Source organism: Syntrophotaleaceae bacterium, assembly GCA_041390365.1.
Lineage (GTDB): Bacteria > Desulfobacterota > Desulfuromonadia > Desulfuromonadales > Syntrophotaleaceae > JAWKQB01.
The window spans coordinates 38,370-60,121 of the sequence record JAWKQB010000001.1 but is presented as its reverse complement, the minus strand read 5'-3'; the positions used below and the strand labels follow the sequence as shown (position 1 = coordinate 60,121).

The following is a 21,752-nucleotide window of genomic DNA, read 5'->3' as shown; positions in this document are numbered from 1 at the left end:
CTCCCCTTGGAGGGGTCGATGAAAGCAGACAGGAACATCATGATGAAAAACGTATCGCTCGCCGTCACCCTCGGCGCGGTCCTTCTGGCGCTTCTGTTCACAGCTGGCTGCAAACGGAAGGAGGAACCGGCGGCGGCCGGGCCCGAAATTTTGCGCATCACCTGCTGGGCCGGCTATGCCAAGCCTTACGAGGCGGCCTTCAAGGAGATGATCAAGGCCAAGCACGGAATCGATGTGGAGCTGCAGATCTTCAATCCCACCGATCAGGATGAATTCTTTCTGGCGGTGAAGAACAACACCGCGGACCTTATCTCGCCGCCCATCGAACTACCCAAGATTCCACGCTTCTTCTCCTACCAGGAGGGCAGCCAGTATCTTCAGCCGGTCGATGTGAAGAACATTCCCAACCTCACGAAAATGATGCCGGTGTTCGCCAACGACCAGACCCCTTTCCACAACGACGTGCGCTACGGCGTGCCTTACAACTGCGGCCCCTACGGACTGGCCTACAACCGGGACAAGGTCGCGGCCGCTCCCGAGAGCTGGAACGTGCTTTGGGACCCGCAGTATGCCGGCCAGTACACCATCAACAACAACTTCCCGAAGGTCAATGTCTGGATATCCGCCCTGGCCCTCGGCTACGGCTACGAAGAGATCTTCGACATCAACAAACTCGACCGCGCCAAGGTCCAGGAAAAACTCAACGCCCTGGCCAAAAATGCCAAAAGCCTGTGGGACGGAGCGGCCAATCCCGATGAATTCCCCGAATTGTCCCTCGCCACCACCTGGGGCTTCGCCGCCCAGCAGGCCAACCTGAAGGGGGGCAACTGGCGTCTGGCCACTCCTAAAGAAGGGGGCACCGCCTGGATCGATGCCTGGTATATCGGTGCCGGCGCCCAGGGGATGACCAAAACCCTGGCCGAAGAGTGGATCAATTTCATGCTGGACGAGGAACGCCAGGCCGACGTAGTCAAGTCCCAGGGGGTCTCGCCGGTCATCGCCGAAGTCGGCGACCGGCTCAGCCCCCAGGAAAAAGAGATGTTCCATGTGGGCAATGAGGAATACTTCCGCTCCGTCGCGCTCTGGCGGGTCTTGTCGGAAGAGACCGAAACGGCCTTTAACGAGATGTGGGAAGAAGCGAAAAAGACCCGGGAGTAACGGTTGCCCCGAGCCTGAGAATGCTTCTCTAAGTATAGAACCTCGCAAATCCACAGCCAACAACGGAGGTGCAACATGCGTAAAAGAAGTAGGATCCTTATCGTTGCCGTCGCCGGCCTGGCGGGAATCTTTCTCGCCGGCATCGCCGGAGCGGTGACAGTTCGGGACATCAAACCGGGAGAGGACGTTTTCGCCTATGTGCAGAGAACCGCCGGAAAGTTCGACCAGACCCTCTACCGGCAGGTGATCGGGGCGGCCAGCGCCTTCAAGGAAGGGGACGAGGCGATCGGAGTGGCGGCGGATAACGAGGCCTCGCGGGAGAATGCCCGCCAGCTGCTGGCCAACACCAGGATCAAAGACCTGATCGAAAAGCCGCTGTTTGTCGATAACCAGTACAAACTCATCAGCGACACCACCGATCAGGCCCAGTACGCCAAGATCAAAGACTGGACCATGGGCGAGCTGAAAAATTTCGTCCTGACCAAACCGGAAGCTGAAATCAAGTCGATCATGGACGGTCTGCACAGCGACATCATCGGCAACCTGGTCAAACTGATGTCCAACGAGGAACTGATCCGGGTCGGTCAGACGGTGTTCAACCCGCTGCCAGGATCGAAAATCGGCGCCAAAGGCTATATGAGCGCACGCATTCAGCCCAACTCGCCAACGGACAATCCCGAAGACATAGTCTGGCAGGTCTTCAACGGCTATTCCTTTGCGGTCGGCGACCTGGTGGTGGGCACCAATCCGGTCGACAGCGATCCGAAAAGCGTCGAAAGCATCGAGCTGGCGCTCAAAGACGTCATGCAGACTTTCGACGTCGACAAGTACAACCCCTGGTGCGTGCTGTCCCATATCGATATCCAGGCGGAGGTCGAAAAGAACAACCCCGGCTCCACGGCCATCTGGTTCCAGAGTCTGGCCGGTGTCGACAGTGCCAACAAGGTGTTCGACATCAGCATCGACAAAATGATGAACTATGCCAAGATGCGGACCGGCAAGTACGCCCTCTATCATGAAACCGGACAGGGGGCCGACTTCACCAACGGTCAGGCCCAGGGCTTCGACATGGTGGTTCACGAATCCCGCAAATACGGCTTCGCCCGTGCCCTCAAGCAGCAGGTGGCGGCCGTCCAGAAGCAGGGCCAAGGTGCGTGGCTGCACGTCAACGACGTGGCCGGCTTCATCGGGCCGGAGGTCTTCAAAACCCGCGAGCAGCTGGTACGGGTCTGCCTCGAGGATATCGCCATGGGCAAACTGCACGGACTCTGCCTCGGTCTGGATATCTGCTCCACCCTGCACATGCCGGTCACTCTCGACGACCTCGACTGGTGCCAGAACCAGATCGCACCGGCCAATCCCCCCTACCTGATGGCCCTGCCGACCAAGAACGATCCGATGCTCAGCTACCTGACCACTGCCTTCCAGGACCATGTCCGTCTGCGGGAAAAGTTCGGCTACAAGGTCGACGACGGAATGTGGAATTTCTTCAAGAAGATCCAGGTCATCGACAAGGATGGAAAACCGACCAAGCATTTCGGCGATCCGGTCTGGGTCTATTATCAGTATCGCCTCGCCAAGGGCGACAAGCGCTCGCAGAAAGAGATCTATGCCGAAGGCCAGGAAGCGGTGAAACGGGTCCAGGACCGGGGCGTCGATCTGGCGATCGGCTACGGCGAAAACATCTGGGATTTGGAGCCCGCACTGAACCGGCGGATTCATGCCCTGTATGACGATGCCAAAGTGAGCCTGTGGACTGAGTTCACTCCGGAATTCATGGCCTCCATTCCCGACGCGGTTATCCTCCAGACCACATCGGCGGATCGCGAGGATTACGTGGCGCACCCGGTCACCGGAGAAAGCTTCAGCGAAGCTTCGGTGACCACCCTGGAAAAACTGCGGGACAGCTGGGGCGAGCAGGTACCGGACGTGCAGATCGTGATTTCCGACGGCCTCAACGCCAAGGCGATCATGGACGAAGGGCATCTGATGCCGTACCTGAATACCCTCCGGGCCGAATTGAAGAAAGCCGGCATCTCCGTTGCCAAGAAGAACCTGGTGGTCGTCAGCGGCCGGGTTCGCGCCGGTTACCGCGCCGGTGACGTGCTGTTCAGCCGAACCCCCGGCCCTCGCCCGAAGGCCGTTGTTCACATCATCGGCGAGCGCCCTGGAACCATGCATCACGCCTATTCGGTCTACATCAGCAAGGAGCCGCCGGCAACCTGGGCCAAGGACGGGTCGGTAGACCACGACGTGACCAAGGTCATCTCCGGCATTGCCGATACCGGCGTGCCTCCGGAAAGGGCGGCAAAATTTACTGTAAGACTGCTGCAGTCGATGTAATCGGATTGAAGAAACCACCCTTTTGGGGGATGGTTTTATATGAGAGCTTCTGTTATAAGATGAGGCGGTGGAAGCGGGATATATGTCGCCACGCATCTGACAATCCGACCGGGGAAAGCTGCGACATGCGGCACTCCCCAGGCCCTTGGCATATCGCAACGGGGCAGTGAACAACCGGTATCCCCGAAGCTTTTGCTTCGGGGATATTTTTTTGGAGCGCCCGATTGAAGGATGAATCATCCGACATCAGGCCGCCGGCGGCTATCGTTCTGGCGGCTTTCGGCACGGCTTCCGAGGAGGGCCGGACCGTTTTCGATTATATCCTGGCAAGGGCCCGCAGGCGCTACCCCCGTCACAGGGTACTCCTTGCCTTCACCTCCCGCACAGTGGTTGATGGTCTGAAGGGCCGGGGGATAGATTGTCTTCACCTGTCGGATGTCCCGGCACAACTGACCTTCCTGGGGTATCGGCAGGCCGCCTTCCAACCCCTCCTGATCCTGCCGGGATTGCAAGACGACACCATCAGGCGGATGCCGATGGATGATCTACAAACAGCCTGCGGACTGCCCCTGCTGTCGGGGCCGGACGATCTGGACGCCGTGCTGGCGGCGCTCACCGCGGAGATCATCCCCGGACAGCAGACGGTTTTCGTCCTGCACGGCTCCACCCATTCCCCTGAAATGGAAAAGGCCTGGTTCGACCTGACCGAGGCCCTGGAAAGACGCTTTCCCGGATCGGTTGCCTGCATGATCGAAGGAGATGGGCCGGAAAAGTTCAATCGCCTTGGAGAACAGAACCGGGTGCATTTTGTTCCGATGACCCTCACCGCCGGAAAACATATGGAAAAAGATGTGCTGGGCGACGATTTTGATTCCTGGAAAAACCGGATCGGAGCAAGCCGGGTGACCTGCGCTCCCCCGCTGGGCTGCAACAGCGCCATTCTCGATATTTTTTTCCGGCATCTGGACCAGGCTCTGGCCTCGTTAATCTTGCGGGAAGCGAAGCAGGAATGACCAGATACGACAAACAACCGAAGATTCCTGGCGGAGACCGTCCCCTGCAGGAAACCCGGGGCCTGACGGGTAACGTGCTGCACAAAACGGCTCTCTGGATCCACGCCCTGCGACTGAGCCCCTTTTACCTGGTGGGAGAAATCGGCAATCTGACCTATACGGTCGGTAAGAGCATCCTTGAAGGGGCCGTGCTCTATACCATGTTTTCGATGGCGGAAACGGAGTACAAGGTGGCTGCGGTGCTGGGAGTTCTGACCAAATACGTCTACCCCGGGATCACCTTCATCAGCAGCGTCAAGGTTTCGGTCTTCGTCGATTATCTCGAAAGTCTTGCCGATGAAAGCCGTCAGGTGGCAAAATTGGTCCGGGCCCTGGCATTGGTTGGCGGGGGGCAGGCTATCGGAGCGGTCATGCTGGTGCTCTGTTATCCACCCTTCTTCACTGGTCTGTTCGCCCCCCTGCCTTTCAGCAAATATTTATTGATCGCACTTTACCTGCTGCATCATATTTGCGATGGTTCCGCGCAGGTGGTGGAGGGGCGCATCTGGTTCAAGCTGATCGAAATCAAGATCCGGCACGGCCGGCTGAGCCGGATTTCGGAAAATTTCTGGGGCATCCACGCCATGAGCCAGAACATTCAACTGATCCTGGGGCTGACTCTGCTGTGGGGGACCACCCTGGTCACCGGCCTGTATCTGGAAAATCTGGATGCGGGGATCATGTGGACTATCGTGCTGACCGGCACAGCACTGACCGCTGCCGCCAAATTCGCCCTGCCCCTGGCCTGGAAACTGAAATTGCACCAGAAACAATTGGAAAACAATTCATGAGTGACCAGCCCCTGCTGCAACTGCGGCAGCTTCATTTCGACATTGCCGGAAAAGAGATCCTGCGGGACATCACCTGCAGCTTTTCCGCAGGCCGCATTCACGGCATCATCGGCCCCAACGGCAGCGGCAAATCGAGCCTGCTGAAAAATCTCTGCCGCATCTGGCAGCCGCGATCGGGACAGGTGCTGATCGAAGGCAGGGACTACCGGAAGCTCTCCCGCAAGTCGCTGAGCCGCTTTCTGACCCTGGTCCAGCAGGAGACGCGAGTCGATTTTTCCATAAGGGTTCTCGATTTCGTCGCCATGGGCCGCCACCCCCATCTCAACCGAATGCAGTGGCTGCGGCAGCGGGACCTCGACATCGTCGAGGAGTCCCTGGCCATGACCGGAACTGAGATATTCAGGGAGCGGCTCATCAACGAACTCTCCGGCGGCGAGGGCCAACTGGTCAACATCGCCCGGGCCCTGGCCACCGAGGCCCCCGTCATCCTGCTGGACGAGCCGATCAGCGCCCTCGACATCCGGCACAAGCTGGATATTCTGGAGCTGCTGGCCGCCCTGCGCGGCAACGGCAAAACGATCCTGATCTGTATTCACGACCTGGACCTGGCACGGCGCTACTGCGATACCATCACCATGCTGAGAGACGGCGCGGTCTTTTTTCAGGGCACCACCAGCGACGCATTTTCACCCGAGCGGATCAAGGAGGTTTTCGATGTCGACGTGGATGAATCCGCAACGAGCCATGGCATCTCCCTTCTCTTTCATAAATAGCCGGCCGCGGCTGCACCTGCTGCTGATCCTTCTGGCGGCAGCCTTCGCCTTCTGCCTGCTGTTGATGCCGGGCCTGCTTTCGCCGGCAGCGGCCGGAGAGCGCAGCCGGGGCCCACGGTCTTTTCCCCTGGAGATGGACAGTCTGATGGCGGCCCTGACCAATATTCCGGATATCCCGACCCAAGGGCCGGATCCATTTCCTCGCACGGTTCGCTATCGCTACATCGAATACGATATCGCCGGCGACAGCCTGCGGGAGGAGACCCGATCCGTGACTCTGTCCAGGCGGCCAAAACGGATCATCCCCCAGGCGATCGGCATTACCGAGATCCTTTGGGCCATCGCTCCCCATCAAAGGATCGTCACGGTGCATGAAAGCTGTAAAAATCCGAAGTTTTCCTTCATCGCCGGCCTGATACCGGACGGCATGCCGACTTTCGGTACAGCGGATGCGGAGATCGTCATCGGCTCTCGTCCGGACCTGGTCCTGACCACCTACTATTCCGATGAAAACTTTCTGCATCAGCTCAGAAGAGCCGGAATGCCGATGGTCCAGCTCGGTTTCTTCGACGATCTGGATTCCATCCAGGAGCAGATCCTGCTCATCGGCCGGTTGATCGGCGAAGAACCCGCCGCCCGGCGCTTGACGGCGGTGATGGACGAAAAGATCAGGACCATCCGCAGTTTTGCCGAGGCCCGCCGGGGGGAGAAACCCCTGAAGGTGCTCTACTACGACAACATGGGGTATGTGGCCGGCCGGAACAGCACCTTCGATTCCCTCTGTCAGCTGCTCGGAGTGGTCAATGTCGCTTCCGCCAACGGCGTGCGGTATTTCAAGCAGGTCGATTACGAAACCCTTCTCAAATGGGATCCGGACATGATCATCGTTCCCGAGGAGAGCTCCTTCGACCAGCAGCTCTACAGCGAAAAAATCCTGGCCTCGGCCAAGGCCGTCAAAAACAGGAACATCCGCAGGATTCCGAGCGTCTACCTGCTCAGCGCGTCCCAGTATCTGGTCGCGAGCGCCAATTACATGGCCGGTCTGCTGTATGAATGACGTTTCCGCAAAACCTTCTGTGCGCACGAGGCGTCTGTCCGGCGTCATCTCTCTGCTCATTGCCGGGGGCATCCTGCTTGCGGGCATGTTTCTGTCCATCCGCCTCGGCCCCTGGTCTATCGGTCTGCAGGATATCCTGGACGTGCTCTCGACAAGGATCTTCGGCGGCGGAGGCCAGATCGACGCGGCAGCCGAATCGATCATCTGGTACGGCCGGCTGCCGCGCACGGTGACGGGAGCCCTGGTCGGTTTCGCCCTGGGCTGGGCCGGCACCATCATGCAGGGCATTTTCAAGAACCCCATGGCCAGCCCGGGCATTATCGGCACCAGTTCGGGAGCCGCCCTCGGGGCGGTAACGGCCATCTACTTCGGTCTGGCGGCCGGCAATATCTACGCCGTCCCGTCTTTTGCCGTGCTGTTCGCCTTCATCTCCATGGTCATCGTGCTGCTCGTGGCCACCACCGGCGGGTTGACCTCCCGCTACACCCTGCTGCTGGGCGGCATAGCCCTGAATGCCATCTTCACTGCCATGACTTCGGTTGTGATCGTCCTGTCCACGGATCAGTTCGAAATGGCCCGCAAGATCGTCGGCTGGCTCATGGGCGATCTGACCAACCGCTCCTGGGAGCATGTGCAGATCGTCCTGATCATCACCCTGATCGGCTCGCTGCTGTCCCTCTTGTTCGCCCGGGACCTTAACATCATGATGCTCAGCGAGGAGATCGCCTCCAATCTCGGCGTCAACGTCATCCTGTCCCGCAACATCCTGCTCTTCATCGCCGCGATGCTCACCGGGGGGGCTATCGCCGTTGCCGGAGCCATCGGCTTCGTCGGCCTGATCGCCCCTCATGTGATGCGCAGCTTCGTCGGTTCCGACAACCGCATGCTGATGCCCGCCGCCGGCCTGCTGGGGGGGGCGCTGGTGATCTATTCGGACTGCATTGTACGGATGTGGGGCGGAGACGGCCTGCGCATCGGCGTTTTGACGGCCCTGCTGGGGGGGCCTTTCTTTCTCTACCTGATCGTTCGGGACCGGAGGAAGCATGTCTATTTTTAAGACGTTTTTTGATTTCATAGGACCCATAGGACGTATAGGACCCATAAGGAAAATCACATGCTCTCTCCCGACTTGACTGAACATTACCGCGCTCTTGTTCAGCGCATGGAGCTCGAGATCGGCAAGGTGATCATCGGCCAGCAGGAGATGATTCGGTCCATCCTCTGCACCCTGCTGGCCGGCGGCCATATTCTGCTGGAAGGGGTTCCCGGCCTGGCCAAAAGCCTGACAGTGGCCACTTTCGCCCGGACCATGGGGGGAGTATTCAAACGGATCCAGTTCACCCCCGACAAGCTCCCCGGCGACATCACCGGAACTACGGTTTACAACGAGGCCACCGGCGATTTCGTTTTCCGGGAAGGCCCGGTGTTCTGCAACATCCTGCTGGCCGACGAAATCAACCGGGCGGCGCCCAAAGTCCAGTCGGCCCTGCTGGAAGCCATGCAGGAAAAAACCGTCAGCATCGACCGGGATCAGTATCAACTGCCCGATCCCTTCATGGTGCTGGCCACCATGAACCCGGTCGAGCAACTCGGCACCTACCCGCTTTCGGAGGCCCAGCTCGATCGCTTCATTGCCAAGGTCGATATCTCCTATCCCGCCCGTGAAGATGAAGCGCAACTGCTCGCCAAGAAATGCGGCAACTTCACCGAACTGCAGAAATCGGTACCAAAGCTTATGGAACCGGCCGAAGCTGTGGCCATCCGGGATCATGTGGCCCGGCATGTCCGCCTGACCTCCCCGGTCATCGACTATATCCTGCGCATCTGCCTGGCCACCCGCCCGAACCGCCCGCAAGCCCTGCCCGAAGTCGCCAAATACATCTGGATCGGAGCCTCCCCGCGGGGGGGAGAACACCTGATCTCTTTCTGCAAGGGGTACGCCTTTCTGCAGGGGCGGGAGTACGTATCCTTTGAAGATGTGGACGCCTGTGCGAAAGCGGTTCTCGGCCACCGGATGATTCTCAGCGACGCGGCCATCTTGGAGAAGGTGACACCAGGCATGCTGCTGCAGGACATCATCGCCGCCACGCCCCCTTATGACCGGGACACCGGGAAGGGAGCCGAATGAACCCCAGATACCGCTTTTTCATTCAACCCAAATTCCCTCCCGGACACTCCATGGCGGGGGACTGGTCCGGACAGGAAAAAGGCACCGGTTACGAATTCTGGGGGTTGCGCAAGTATCGTCCCGGGGACAGTTATCGCCATATCGACTGGAAGGCGGTCGCTCGCACGAAAGAACTGTATGTCCGCGAGTTCCTCCGGGACAGCGCCTTCAACCTGATGCTGCTGATCGATCTCAGTCCGTCCATGAAATTCGGTGGGAAGCTGCCTCTGGCACTGGATATCGCCGAAAGTCTGGCGTGGGCTGCGTTGCAGAAAAACCAGCCCTGCGGCCTGCTGTTTTACGCCGACCGGGTTCTGGAATATCATGCATCCAGCGCCGCCTCGCGGCAGTTTCACAAGCTTTCCGCCCTCCTGCGCAAAGCCGTGACCGTGCGCTGCCGCCGAACAGATCTCCGACCCGCTGTGGAATTTCTGGTCAAACGGATGCCGGGCTGTCTGGGAGCGATCCTGTCCGATTTCGATGGCAATATCGACGGCCTCGGCAGTGTCCTGGAGGCGGCGGCCGCGGGGCGCACACCGAACCACGAGATGCTGGCGTTGCAGATCCTGGAACAGGCGGAGGAGCGTCTGCCGGAGATCAGCGACGGACAGCTGCGCATCCGCGACCTGGAAAGCGGTGCCACCCTCGATCTGGACCTCGGCCGCAGGGAAGAATACGCTGCGGCCATGCGTCGCCGGCAGTTTGAAAAAATCACAAAGCTGGCCGCCGCCGGGATCGATTCGACCGTGATCGTCGTCGGTCGCGATAACGTACAGGAAAAGGTCAACCAGCTGTTTGCCCGTCGCCTGGCAGCCCGCGTATGACCCCCCGATCTGTTGAAAGCAAAGGAATTTCAATCATGTCCGCTTGTCCCAGAAAATCGAAAGCCCGCAAGATACAGGTTCTGACGCTGCTGCTTTTCCTGCTTCAGAGTGGGACTGCTCCGGCTCAGGACCCCCTGGCCACGCTGCCCGAAAGCGAGCCATCCTGCTTCGACTTTGTCTGGGACAACGCTCACGACGATCCCTGGTTTTTCGATCGGCAAGGCCAGCGGGTCGTTCCCGAAGTTTCCCACGACTGGCTGGTCGTGACTTTTGAGGAGAAGTCGGACCCATCGGACCCATCGGACCCATCGGACCAGCCGGATCAGCCGGATCAGCCGGATCAGCCGGATCAGCCGGATCAGCCGGACCGGTCGGATGGGGCGGAAAAACCTTTCGATGAACGTTATGCCGAATTTTTCGACTATCGGCTCGAGTCGCCCGATGCCACGGCCCAGATTCTCTACCGGCTGCAACAGGGGCTGACCAACCAGACCTTTGGCACCCTGATGGACCGGCTGGAAAACGATCCCGAAGTCCGCTTCATTCAACCCGTATGGCGCATAGGCGGTGAGCTCCACAGGCCGCCCGAAATCATCGAAGTCGTCTGGAAGGCGGTAACTCTAGCAGAAGAGCGCCGGCAACTGCTCGCCGCAGCCGGTGCCATGGAACCTGCCGAAGCGGAAAATGGCGACACCGTACTGGTGCGGATTGATCCCTGCCGCCGCGCTCCATGGCGGGCTGCCGTGATGCTGGCGCAGGATCTCGGAGTGGTCTCTGCCGTTCCCCGTCTGCTGAAGCTCGAACCGCCTGTCGCAATTTTGTTCAAAACGGATACTTACGGTGCCCTGACCGGCACCCCGATCCCCTTTCGCCTTGAAATCCGCTTCAGAAAAGGCATCCGGATCGAATCGGCCACTCTGGCCAATCTGGACCTGAAACCGGGCGGTATTTTCCGGAATCTGTACGAGGTGAATTACGATCGTCCTCTTACCGGAGTCGATCTGAGCCGCAGCCCGATCACTTTGACCGGAACCCTAGTGATCTATACTCCGGGCAAGGTCGACCTGCCCGCGATTCCGGTCTATTACAGGGATAGTCGCGACGAGGGCTCCGATCGCAGGGTTCTCTCCGTAAGCGCTCCGTCCACTTCATTGCAGATCGCATCGCTGATTCCAGACACCCCCGGCAACTATCAACTGCGCGTTCCCTCCCCCCCCGCGCCCACGCCCCTGTCCTTGCCCGGCCTTACCGGAAGGCTAAACACGGCCCGGTTCATGACCGTACTCGGACTGCTATTGCTGGCATCCGCCGGAGCCGGCTGGTTGCGGTTGAACCGGCGCCAGGTTCCGGAAGAAAACGGACTGGAAAACCTGCGACGCAAAGAATTGCGGAACCGTCTGCTCACGCGGGCAAGGCAGGATGCGGGGGCCATGGAGCTTTGGGAATGGGCCGTCTTTGGTATGGACTTGAAAGACTATGTGGGGGAAATTGCCGGAATTCCTCCCGATGAGCGGGGCGGCAGTCACTCCTTCTTTTTACGCCGATTGGAAAACCGTCTGACGGAGGCCGAGCGTGATCAGATCGGACTCGTGCTGCGCGACATCGACCATCTTCTGGCCGGGGCACCTCTGGCCGCCGAACGGGTTCAACCGCTTCTCGACCGGACGCAGGACCTGATATTGAAGCTGGCAAGCGGCCGCACCGAATCGACCAGGCAAGGATAGAATCCTTTCATGCCCGAAATCGAGCTGCAATACCCCTACGCCCTGCTGCTGCTGTTGTTGCTGCCCGGTCTGCCCTGGCTGAGCAGCCGGGCGAGGAAAAAGCTGCCCTTCCCGAACGTCGGCGATCATCTTCGGGGGATCCAGCCAGGGTTTTGGAAGACACATTACGAAACCTTGCTCTGCTCGGTGGCGCTCATCCTGCTCTGCCTCGCTCTCGCCAATCCGGGCTTTGCGCGAAAAACAGTCGAGGAGTTCATCGAGTCGAAATGGATCATGCTGACCCTCGACCTGTCCGGCTCCATGATGCGGCAGGCCGGGCGACAATCGGACCGGACCGTTGGCGATGTGGCTCTTGACGGGCTGGAAACCTTTATCGAACTGCGCCAGCCGGGGGATTATATCGGGTTGGTGGCCTTTTCCAGTTTCGCCCGCCTGCTTTCCCCACTGACTTTCGACCGGGAGCTGCTGAAAAGAAAACTGGAACTGGTGCGTAGCAAGAATAGATCCCGCATCTACCGGGAGCTGGGGGCCGGGGGCGGCACCAATGCCTCGGAAGCCGTCTGGCTTGCAATCTCGGTGTTCCTCTCCATGCTTCCGGAGGAGAATCGGCTGACTCCCGATGAACTGGCAGATCTGCGGACCTTCCTTCTCGGCGAACCGGGAACCCTGCTGGATGTCCCCGCCAAGTTGAAAAAGGTCGATTTTGGTACCGGCATGGCTGTCATCCTGTTCACGGACGGGCGCATCGAGCCGCGGCTGCGGGCTCATACCGGACAGGCCGGCTTGCCGAACCTGGTCAATCTCATCACTCTGATGAAGACCCTCGGGATCCGCTTCTACATCATTGCCGTCGGCGGCCAGGTGGACGAGGCGGTGGAGGAAGCCATGACTTTTTCCGGCGGCGATGGGAACGTCGGCAGAATTTTTCCTCTGTCCCGTGATTTTGATCCCGGTCAGGTCCGGGAAGTCTATAAGGAGATCGACGATCTGGAAAGCAACCGCCTGCTGGTCCGGGTGTCCGTGCAGCCCCTCTGGACCCGGAACTGGTTAATTCTCGCGGCCCTGCTGTTGATCCTCATCCACACCGGGATGCGTACCCTGCCCGGCTACAGGAGAATCTAGGCCATGATAATCAAGGGACGAAAAAAACCGCTTTTCCCAAGGTCGCATCCCGGGCCGCTTCGAAACTGGCCGCTAACCCTGGTTATCCTGCTCGGCCTCGCCGGCCTGTTTCTGGTCATCGCCGGCACTCTCGGCTGGCAACAGGCGGCGGGCGAGCGGCATCAGCTGCAAAATCTGAACCGGGACCTGACTGCCATGTTCCGCCAGGACGGACCTCCTCCTGAGCCTAATCTGAGCGTGGAAGCCAGCCGTCTCGGCCTCCAGCTGCCGGAAGCCGACTACCTGGAGCTTTACCGGCAGTGGCAGATGGCGATCGGTCAGTTCGACCGGGTCGCGGCCGCCCTGGAAAACCGGTATCTGCAAGCCCAAGCCGGTGAGCTGCTGCAGGTTCTCCACCGGGATCTGCTGGCGCTGCGGGATGACGCAACCAGGGTGCTGGAGCAGGAGCCGGCCCCTCCCCTGACTCTGTCTTGGCGAGTGCACAACTTGCGCGGAAACGTCTCCGTACTGTTGGCCTACAGCCAGCTCTATTTCGAGGAGGACAGCGGGAAAGCCGCCAAGTTCCTGTCCGATGCCCTGGATGATTACAAACTGGCGATCCGGCAGGTGGACCGGGTCAGTCTTTCCTCCCTGCATCGAATTCTGCCTCGCTGGAATCTGGAACTGATCGTCGGGATCGGCGAGCAGCGCAAAACGGGACTGTCCGATCTTGCCGCCACCGATCCCGTGGAGATCCGCGAGCAGTTGCAGACCTTCATCCCCGAGGTGCCCGGCTTTTCTCCAGGAGTTCCCCTGGAAACCCGGGTGGAAAAGTAGGACGGCCCATGGATTTCGCAGAACCCCGCTTCTTCTGGCTGCTGCTCCTCGTCCCCTGCCTCCTGATACCGACCCTCGGGGCCGGCCGCCACGCGATGCTGCTGGCCAACGCCTTCGGCCGGCAGGCGGCAGTCTCGGTCCGTCGGCGCACCATAGCCGGTATTTTCGCCGTTGTCCTGGCCACCCTCAGCCTGGTCACCGCTCTGGCCTCGCCTAGAGTGCTGACGTACCTCGGTGCTGATCCACAGCGGGACTTGGTGGTGGCGGTCGGCATCGATGTCAGCAAATCGATGCTGGCGGAAGATGTGTCCGCTCCTGAAAGTTTTTCCGGTTCCGCCGTGCCGATCAATCGGCTGGATGTTTCCGCCCACCTCGCTGAAGAACTTTTCGGGGAACTGACAGGGGAAAGAGCCGGACTCTTCTTTTTCGCCAAAAACGGCATCGAGGTGACGGCTCCGACCCGGGACCAGGGTTTTTTACGCTACATGGTTCGGCATACAAACCTGGCCGAATTGACGGAATCGGGCAGCAATCTGGCGGCCGCACTGGAGACCGGACGGGATATGATCGAGTCCGCGGAAAGCCCGGTCGGCGGCATCGTTTTGATCTCCGACGGCGAGGACACGGAAAACCGTATTTCCGAGCTGAGGGAACTGGCGGCAACGGGCCAACGGATCCCCGTATTTACCGTGGGCATCGGCCGGGCCGAGGACGCTTACCTGCCGATCCGCCGACCGGGACTTCCAGGGATTCAGGGATTCTACACCGACAGCTCGGGCGACTATCTGCAAACCCGGCTGGAGGAAAGATCTTTGCGGGAAATTGCCGAGGCCACAGGCGGAGGGTATTGGAGATATGAAGAAACCTCCGCCGAAGAGTTGATCCGGATCCTGCCCGGGCGCCTCGCCGCCGTCAATGCCGAACACTTACAGAAAGCTCCCCGAAAGCTGCAGCGGGTCGAACTTTCACCACTTTTTCTCGTATTCGGACTGCTCTTCTACCTGGGATATCGGCTTCTTTGACCTGAACCAACCAGTAGTAGGAAATTTTACTAAAAACCTGTTTTCCCTCCTTTTCATCTGATTCCCTTTTCTGATATACTTTTTTAGGAAAAGCCCCATTATTCGGCCATGATTAAAGTTACAGAAACAGTTCTCCGGGACGGCCGATAGCAGACATGGTTCCGGGAAACGAATAGTGTTGATAATTTTTTGGGCTTTTGATATAACGCGGTTCTAGATCTTTGAAAAGCTGATGTTCAATCCTTTTTGCACAGTCCCAATCTCCGAGCCTGGATACCTACTGGGAAGGTCCTTATGGTGACAGGCCAACGGGTTCCGCTGGAAACAGCGGCGCCTCCCATTTTGGAAAGGAGATTTACACCCCGGAACCATTCCAAAAGCAAGACCATTGGGAGGAAACAAAAACATGAACAGAATTTTCCGCGTCAACATGAAGGACCTGACCTGCAAGATCGAGGAAGTTCCCGCTGCCTGGGCCGGCCTCGGCGGCCGCGGCCTGACCTCCACCATCGTGGCGGCTGAAGTTCCCCCGACCTGCCATCCCCTGGGTCCTAACAACAAGCTTGTGTTCGCTCCCGGCCTGCTGACCGGCACCCCCGCCGCCCAGTCCGGCCGTATGTCCGCCGGCGCCAAGAGCCCCCTCACCGGCACCATCAAGGAATCCAATGCCGGCGGCACCAGCGCCCAGCAGTTCGCCAAACTCGGCATCAAGGCCATGATCATCGAAGGCCAGCCCGCTGAAGGCAAGTGGTACGAACTCCATGTCAACAACGACGGCGTCACCTTCCACGATGCTTCCGCTCTCAAAGGCAAGCAGAACTTCGACGTCATCGCCGCTATGGAAGAGAAATACGGCCCGAAAATCGGCGTCTGCACCATCGGTATTCCTGGTGAAGAGCGCATGGCCGCCGCCAACATCTCCGTGAAAGATCCCGACCACAAGATCCGCAGCCACGGCCGCGGCGGTCTGGGCGCCGTCATGGGCTCCAAGGGCGTGAAGTGCATCACCATCGACGACAGCGCCGGCAAGCGCGTTGAAATCGCCGATCCCGAGAAGTTCCGCGCAGCCGCCAAGGTTTTCGCCAAGGCGATGCTGGATCACCCGGTTACCGGCGAAGGTCTGCCCACCTACGGCACCAACGTTCTGATCAACATCCTGAACGAAGCCGGTGGTCTGCCGACCAAGAACTTCAAGTACGGCTCCTGCGAGCACCACGACAAGGTGTCCGGCGAAACCATGCACGATGTGATCTCCAGCCGTGGCGGTCACACCAAGCACGGCTGCCATGCCGGCTGCATCATCCAGTGCTCCCAGGTTTATGTTGATGAAAACAAAGAGTACATCACCTCCGGTTTCGAATACGAAACCGTCTGGGGTCTGGGCATCAACTGCATGATCGAAAGCCTCGACGACTGCGCCCGCATCGACAACGCCATGGACAACATCGGCATCGACTCCATCGAAGGTGCCGTGCTGATCGCCGTGGCCATGGAAGCCGGCGTCATTCCCTGGGGTGACGGCAAAGAAACCCTGCGTGTTATGAACGAGGAAATCGGCAAAGCCACCCCGCTTGGCCGCATCCTCGGCAACGGCACCGCTTCCGTTGGCCAGGCCTACGGTCTGCGCCGCGTACCGGTGGTCAAGGGCCAGGGCATCCCGGCTTACGACCCCCGCTCGGTCAAGGGTATCGGCATCACCTACGCCACCTCGACCATGGGTGCCGACCACACTGCCGGTTACTCCATCGCCACCAACATTCTGCAGGTCGGCGGCCACGTCGATCCGCTGAAGAAGGATGGCCAGGTGGAACTGTCCCGCAACCTGTCCATCGCCACCGCTGCTGTTGACAGCACCGGTATGTGCATCTTCATCGCCTTCCCGGCGCTGGACATTCCCGAGTGTCTGCCGGCTCTGATCGACATGATCAACGCCCGCTACGGCATCAGCCTCACCGGTGACGATGTCGTGAACCTCGGCAAGTACATCCTGAAGACCGAAAAGGCCTTCAACGACGCCGCCGGCTTCACCAACGCCGACGACCGTCTCCCCGAATTCTTCGAGTACGAGCCCGTTCCGCCCCACAACGCGCTCTGGGATTTCACCGGCGAAGAAATCGACGAATTCTGGAACTTCTAAGAAGTTCCGGATTCACCTGGAAAGATAGCTGTGGGCACCCCGAGGGTGCCCACAGCTTTATCTGTCAAATGCGCAACCCGCAGACATCCTTACTCGGAATCAGAGCCCTATGAAAATAACCGTAAAACTGTTCGCCGGCTTCCGCGACAACCGGTTCAAGGTAGCCGACAGAGACTATCCTGAAGCGACCAGCATCAAAGATATTCTTGCCGATCTGGAGATCAGCGAACCCGAACTCGGAGTCGCTTTGATCAACGGACGTCATGTCGATAAGGATCATGTTCTGACCGACGGGGCCACCGTCTCCCTCTTTCCCAAGGTTGGCGGAGGCTGAGTTCCCCCAAAAGAGGGAAAATCGGAATCCCCCTTGACAGAAGCATCGATTTAACATAGTTGTAAAGCCATCAAAGGGCCGTTTATGGCGCCTTGACGGCTCAGTTATTTCTCATATCCACCGGTGCCCGCAAGGGCTTAAAATGGGAAGTGGGGTGAGACTCCCCCGCGGACCCGCCACTGTAAGCGCTGACGAAGGGTCAGGATGCCACTGGTTTGACAGAACCGGGAAGGCGACCCCGAGAGTGAAGCGCGAGCCAGAAGACCTGCCGGCTGGATAACCCACATCATCTTCCCCGGGCTTTTGGGAAGGTGGGCAAGGTGGACGCCAGAAGCAGTTCGGGAACCGAAAACCCTGACCTCCTCATGCCGCTCCCCCTCTTGTGCTCACCTCTGCCTGGGCACAAAGAGGAGAGCATCCCATGCGCAGAATCCTTTCTTTGGCCCTGGCTTGTCTTCTGTCGACGGCAAGCCTTTCCTGGTCAGCAGTTCCACAAACCCTCGAACCGGTCGTGATTACGGCCACCCGACTGGAAACTCCCGCCAGGGAAGTTGCCTCTTCGGTAACGGTAATTACCGAAGAGGAGATTAAGCAAAAGCAGCAACCCGATGTACTAGAAATACTAAGAACAGTGCCCGCCGTGGATGTTGTACAATCGGGCGGCCTGGGGCAACAAACGTCTGTTTTCATGCGCGGCGCCAACTCAGAGCACACCCTGGTATTGCTTGACGGGATAGAACTCAATGATCCAAGCACCCCCAGCCGGTTTTTTGATTTTGCAAACCTGACCACCGACAACATTGAACGTATTGAAATCGTTCGTGGCCCGGAGAGCACCCTTTATGGGTCGGATGCTTTGGGCGGTGTCATAAATATCATCACCAAAAAAGGTCAGGGCAAGCCGCGTGTGACAGTATCTGCCGAAGGCGGATCATATGAAACCTACCAGGGAAAAATCGGCCTTAACGGCGGCAATGATCTGGTCAACTACAGCCTGTTCGCCTCCTATCTAGACACTAACGGAATCTCCGCCGCCGCTACAGATTATGATAATGACGAGCGCGACGGATACAATAATTTCACAGCCTCAACCCGCATTGGCCTGACACCCACAGAAAACTTCGATCTTGACGTAATTCTACGCTTCACAGATGCCGAATCCGACCTCGATGCCTTCAATGGGCCCGGTGGTGACGACCCAAACTACCGATCGGATTACCAAGCCCTCGCCTTTCGCACCCAAGCGCGGTTTCTGCTCTTAAACGAGGTTTGGGAGCCCAAAATCGGGTTTTCCTTAACAGATTACGATCGCGATACACGAGACGATATTGACGCTGTTCAGCCTTTCAATTTCGTGCGCAGTTCCTTCAAAAGCAACCTTTACAAGATTGACTGGCAAAACAATCTTTACCTTCACAAAACTAATACCCTGACCGCTGGAATCGAATACGAAAAAGAAAAAGTGGACGTCAAAGACTTGCAGTCTTGGATGGACCCATTAATTCCCAAGGAATATGACGAGAGTACCGACACCACCGGCTACTATTTGCAAGATCAAATCAAATTGTGGGAGTCATTTTTTACCACACTTGGCCTCCGACATGACGAACATGAAGAATTCGGCAGCCACACTACATATCGCATCGCGTCAACCTATATTTTTAACCAAACAGGGACTAAAGTTCGCGCAAGCTGGGGAACCGGCTTTAAAGCTCCTTCTCTCGCTCAGCTGTATGACCCCTCTTCTGGCAATCCAGATCTGGATCCCGAGAAAAGTAAAGGTTGGGATGTGGGAATTGACCAAACCTTCTGGGATAACCGAGTTTCAGTCAGCTTAACCTATTTTGAAAACGACTTTGAGGATTTGATAATCAATGAAATTGTCAGCTTTTCTCCCTTTATAACAACATACAGAAATGTCAATGAAGCGGAAACCAAAGGTATTGAAGCAGGGTTGAATCTTATTCCCCTAACAAACCTTATCCTCAATTTTAACTATACTTACACGGACACCAAAGACAAAGAAACTGGCGATGAGCTCCTACGGCGGCCTCGAAATAAGTTTTCCGTCAATATCAACTATAAGTTCCTAGATCGGGGGGACGCCAACATTACTATCCTCCATGTTGGGGAACGAGAAGATTTTATAGGTTTCGAAGTTGGAGAGTTGGAGAGCTATACAGTTGTAAATTTGGCGGCATCTTACAAGTTAAGTAATAATTTCCGCATCTTCGGGCGCGCAGACAATCTTTTTGATGAAGACTACGAAGAAGTATGGGGATACGGCACTCCCGGTATTAGCGGCTATGCCGGTGCGGAATACACCTTTTGATTGCAGTTCCTCCGATCAATTGGCAAGGAGGAAGTCAGGAAAAGTCATGATCGAGCAGAAATGGATTTTCTGGCTTCTGCTGTCTTCGGCGCTGCACATTTCTCTGCTTGTGCTGACACCGCGACCGGACCTGATCGTACCTCCGCGTCCCATCTATCTGGTTGTCGAACTGGTTGCCGGATCAGATACCAGGGCGACCTCTACCGGCCTGCCTTCGAAGGGGTCAAAGGAAGACACAAGGCCCGGTCGGGACGAGGCGATGGAAACCGGGCAGCCGAAACCGAATTCGGCTGCCCGAGCCAAAACCGTGGTTCAATCGCCGCCCCATGTTTCCGATACACCCGAAAAACCAATGAAAAAAGCGGAAAAAGCAGCGGAACAGCCGGAAAAAACTTTGGTCAGGAGGGAAAAATCGGCCCCGATGGTCCCGGAGCGCAGGGTCGAAGAACCGTTACCGCCAGAAACTTCATCCGTTCCACTGGATGCAAAATCTCTTTCCCAGGCCAGGGGAGACTCTGGAGGCGACCGGGCAGCCACGGATCGCCCGGCAGGATCCGGCTGGGTTGATGACCGCGCGAAAGGCGCGAGCGGTGCCGCCGTTTCAGCCGTAAGCACGCCCCTCGCCTACGGAACGAATCCCCCGCCCCCCTACCCCCTCTCCGCGCGACGGCGGGGCTGGGAGGGGGAAGTTTTGCTGCTCATCGACGTATCGGCCTCGGGTCGTGTGCGCCGTGTCGCGGTGGAAAAATCCTCCGGATTCTCAATTTTGGACGAGGCTGCCCAGCGGGCGGTTTATCAATGGCGCTTCAACCCGGCGCGGCGAAACGGTCATCCTGTTCCAGGCCAGGTCAAGGTGCCGGTTCGCTTCGATCTTACCGAAGCCGGATAATTTTCAGCTGCAGATGAGCAAAAAAAAGAGCTGCCTTCACAGGCAGCTCTTTTTTTTGACTGGTCTTCAATTTCAGAATATGGCTGCGAATCGCTCGTAGGACCGCTGCAGCCGCAGCGACACAGCCATCAGCATGTTCTTTACCAGAAACAGCGCCAGATCGGGCCGCTCCTCTTCGAGCCGACGGTAATCTTTGCCCTCGAGAACGGCCAACAGGCAATCCTCGAGGACCTCCACTGTCAGGCTGCTTTTTCCTTCATTGAAAAAAGTCAGCCCTCCCGTCATGGCACCGGCGGTCAGAAGTCCGACGATGAACTGTTTTCCCTTGAACTCGGTTTCTTTTTTAAGCTCTATTTTTCCGGAAAGAACATAGGCCAGGTATTCGATCTCATCCCCTTCCCGCCAAAGGACCTCCCCGGCCGACAGCGTTTTGCCCTTAAAATAGAGCAGCAGTTGATCGGCGTCAGGCTGCTTCAGGCTTTTGAAAAGAGGCACCTCGCTACGCAGAAGGTCTTTCAGGCTGGCTGATTCGATCGTGCCCCCGATCGTCTGGCTCATGACCGGATCCCTTTGTCCATGGCCAGTCCGGCTCCCTGGGTCTGGTTGGTCGCCTGGAGTTCCTTTATCTTGTCCTCCATTCGCGACAGAAGGGTGTCGAACCCCTCGCTGCGAATGATCTGGGCATAGCTGTTCCGGTAATTGCTGATCAAACTGACCTCTTCGATGATCACATCGTAAACCAGCCACTTTCCATCCTTGAGTCTCATCCGGTAGGACACCGGGATTTCACGGTTGGCAACGATGATGGTATCCACCTCGGCCCGGCCGTCGCGAACCCGCTCGCCGATGTATTTCACGTACTCGTCCCCATAGGTGTATGACCTGATCCTTCCCCTGTAGGTATCCTCCAGCAACTGGGAGAACAGATCGACGAAACGGTCCTGCTGCTTGGCTGTTGCATCCTTCCAGTGGACCCCCAGGGTCCGTTGCGACATGGCTCGAAAATCGAACTTGTCCCTGACCAGATCGGCGACCTGCGACAGGATGGCGTCCTGGGAAAGGCTTTTATCCCGCAGAATCTCGACGATTTTATCCACAGAGGTCCGCAACTGCTCGGTAGGTCCAGGGGGAGCGGCCAGAATGACCGTGGGATAAATCAGAAACATCAATATGGAAAAAATGATCAATTTTTTGCACTTCATGATTCAACT

The 21,752-nt window shown here is 58.0% G+C and carries 19 protein-coding genes and 2 riboswitches; of the genes, 17 read left to right on the top strand and 2 right to left on the bottom strand.

From position 1 onward, the window contains the following. Positions 1–18: 18 nt before the first annotated feature. From R2940_00280 to R2940_00200, 17 genes are all read left to right on the top strand, one after another. On the top strand, positions 19–1,158 hold the full coding sequence (locus R2940_00280) for an ABC transporter substrate-binding protein (protein MEZ4598210.1): 1,140 nt from the start codon (positions 19–21) through the stop codon (positions 1,156–1,158). A 75-nt stretch (positions 1,159–1,233) separates the two neighbouring features. Continuing rightward, complete coding sequence (eutB, locus tag R2940_00275; protein MEZ4598209.1) at positions 1,234–3,501, top strand: ethanolamine ammonia-lyase subunit EutB; 2,268 nt, start codon at positions 1,234–1,236, stop codon at positions 3,499–3,501. A 224-nt stretch (positions 3,502–3,725) separates the two neighbouring features. Further along, on the top strand, positions 3,726–4,514 hold the full coding sequence (locus R2940_00270) for a sirohydrochlorin cobaltochelatase (GenBank protein MEZ4598208.1): 789 nt from the start codon (positions 3,726–3,728) through the stop codon (positions 4,512–4,514). Next, positions 4,511–5,344, top strand: coding sequence for a hypothetical protein (locus R2940_00265; protein MEZ4598207.1), 834 nt, complete (start codon positions 4,511–4,513; stop codon positions 5,342–5,344). The genes R2940_00270 and R2940_00265 overlap by 4 nt, the downstream gene beginning before the upstream one ends. Then, positions 5,341–6,117 (top strand): ABC transporter ATP-binding protein, encoded by a 777-nt coding sequence (locus tag R2940_00260; protein ID MEZ4598206.1) that lies wholly within the window; start codon positions 5,341–5,343, stop codon positions 6,115–6,117. The genes R2940_00265 and R2940_00260 overlap by 4 nt, the downstream gene beginning before the upstream one ends. Continuing rightward, the gene (locus R2940_00255; protein ID MEZ4598205.1) at positions 6,059–7,174 is read left to right on the top strand and encodes an ABC transporter substrate-binding protein; all 1,116 of its coding nucleotides are present in this window, start codon (positions 6,059–6,061) and stop codon (positions 7,172–7,174) included. Before R2940_00260 ends, R2940_00255 begins: the two co-directional genes overlap by 59 nt. Continuing rightward, positions 7,167–8,231, top strand: coding sequence for an iron ABC transporter permease (locus R2940_00250; protein ID MEZ4598204.1), 1,065 nt, complete (start codon positions 7,167–7,169; stop codon positions 8,229–8,231). Before R2940_00255 ends, R2940_00250 begins: the two co-directional genes overlap by 8 nt. Before the next feature lie 57 nt (positions 8,232–8,288). Next, positions 8,289–9,302, top strand: a complete 1,014-nt coding sequence (locus tag R2940_00245; protein MEZ4598203.1) for an AAA family ATPase — start codon at positions 8,289–8,291, stop codon at positions 9,300–9,302. Further along, complete coding sequence (locus tag R2940_00240) at positions 9,299–10,165, top strand: DUF58 domain-containing protein (protein MEZ4598202.1); 867 nt, start codon at positions 9,299–9,301, stop codon at positions 10,163–10,165. Before R2940_00245 ends, R2940_00240 begins: the two co-directional genes overlap by 4 nt. 35 nt (positions 10,166–10,200) lie before the next feature. Next, positions 10,201–11,889, top strand: a complete 1,689-nt coding sequence (locus R2940_00235; GenBank protein MEZ4598201.1) for a hypothetical protein — start codon at positions 10,201–10,203, stop codon at positions 11,887–11,889. Between the two features lie 9 nt (positions 11,890–11,898). Then, positions 11,899–13,011, top strand: coding sequence for a VWA domain-containing protein (locus R2940_00230; GenBank protein ID MEZ4598200.1), 1,113 nt, complete (start codon positions 11,899–11,901; stop codon positions 13,009–13,011). A gap of 3 nt (positions 13,012–13,014) precedes the next feature. Further along, positions 13,015–13,827 carry a hypothetical protein gene (locus R2940_00225; protein MEZ4598199.1) on the top strand — a complete coding sequence of 271 codons (813 nt, stop codon included), beginning with the start codon at positions 13,015–13,017 and terminating at the stop codon, positions 13,825–13,827. An 8-nt stretch (positions 13,828–13,835) separates the two neighbouring features. Then, positions 13,836–14,849, top strand: a complete 1,014-nt coding sequence (locus R2940_00220) for a VWA domain-containing protein (GenBank protein MEZ4598198.1) — start codon at positions 13,836–13,838, stop codon at positions 14,847–14,849. Between the two features lie 249 nt (positions 14,850–15,098). Further along, positions 15,099–15,218, top strand: a riboswitch (molybdenum cofactor riboswitch). A gap of 37 nt (positions 15,219–15,255) precedes the next feature. Beyond that, positions 15,256–16,986: an aldehyde ferredoxin oxidoreductase C-terminal domain-containing protein gene (locus R2940_00215; protein ID MEZ4598197.1), complete on the top strand. Its 1,731-nt coding sequence runs from the start codon at positions 15,256–15,258 to the stop codon at positions 16,984–16,986. 109 nt (positions 16,987–17,095) lie between these two features. Continuing rightward, entirely contained in the window at positions 17,096–17,320 is a 225-nt protein-coding gene (locus tag R2940_00210) for a MoaD/ThiS family protein (GenBank protein MEZ4598196.1), read from the top strand. A 104-nt stretch (positions 17,321–17,424) separates the two neighbouring features. Continuing rightward, positions 17,425–17,608, top strand: a riboswitch (cobalamin riboswitch). A 133-nt stretch (positions 17,609–17,741) separates the two neighbouring features. Continuing rightward, on the top strand, positions 17,742–19,652 hold the full coding sequence (locus R2940_00205) for a TonB-dependent receptor (protein ID MEZ4598195.1): 1,911 nt from the start codon (positions 17,742–17,744) through the stop codon (positions 19,650–19,652). A 46-nt stretch (positions 19,653–19,698) separates the two neighbouring features. Then, on the top strand, positions 19,699–20,541 hold the full coding sequence (locus R2940_00200; protein MEZ4598194.1) for an energy transducer TonB: 843 nt from the start codon (positions 19,699–19,701) through the stop codon (positions 20,539–20,541). Between the two features lie 72 nt (positions 20,542–20,613). Here the strand turns inward: R2940_00200 and R2940_00195 are convergent, their stop codons facing one another. Together R2940_00195 and R2940_00190 are read right to left on the bottom strand one after the other, a co-directional pair. After that, a complete protein-coding gene (locus tag R2940_00195) occupies positions 20,614–21,099 on the bottom strand; it encodes a cyclic nucleotide-binding domain-containing protein (GenBank protein ID MEZ4598193.1) in 486 nt (161 codons plus the stop codon). Then, a complete protein-coding gene (locus R2940_00190; GenBank protein ID MEZ4598192.1) occupies positions 21,096–21,743 on the bottom strand; it encodes an ABC transporter substrate-binding protein in 648 nt (215 codons plus the stop codon). The genes R2940_00195 and R2940_00190 overlap by 4 nt, the downstream gene beginning before the upstream one ends. Positions 21,744–21,752: the final 9 nt, after the last annotated feature.